This is a genomic window from Paraburkholderia sp. SIMBA_053 (assembly GCF_046534895.1).
GTDB classification, from domain to species: Bacteria; Pseudomonadota; Gammaproteobacteria; order Burkholderiales; family Burkholderiaceae; genus Paraburkholderia; species Paraburkholderia caledonica.
Window position 1 is genome coordinate 1 of the sequence record NZ_JAWRXU010001321.1, and the last position, 249, is coordinate 249.

Annotated in this window: 1 protein-coding gene; it reads left to right on the forward strand. The window is 71.5% G+C overall.

Annotation, left to right across the window (positions count from 1 at the left end; all coding sequences use genetic code 11):
- Nucleotides 1–38 precede the first annotated feature (38 nt).
- Nucleotides 39–249, forward strand: a 211-nt coding sequence (locus tag SB753_RS39905) for a glycosyl hydrolase family 95 catalytic domain-containing protein (RefSeq protein WP_410805526.1), incomplete at its 3' end; no start/stop codon positions are given.

Genomic DNA, 249 nt, shown 5'->3' on the forward strand with positions numbered 1-249 from the left:
GGGCGCGCCTGGGCCACTCGGAACGGGTCGGCGCGCTGATGGCGCTCGCACTGCGTGACGCGGAGGAGGTCACCGGCCCGTGGGCCGGCGGTCTCTACCCGAACCTCTTCGCGGCGCATCCGCCTTTCCAGATCGACGCCAACCTCGGCTTCGTCGGCGCTGTCAGCGAGGCCCTTCTGCAGTCCCACGACGGGATCCGACTGTTGCCCGCTCTACCCGAAGCGCTCGCCGACGGAAGCGTGACCGGCC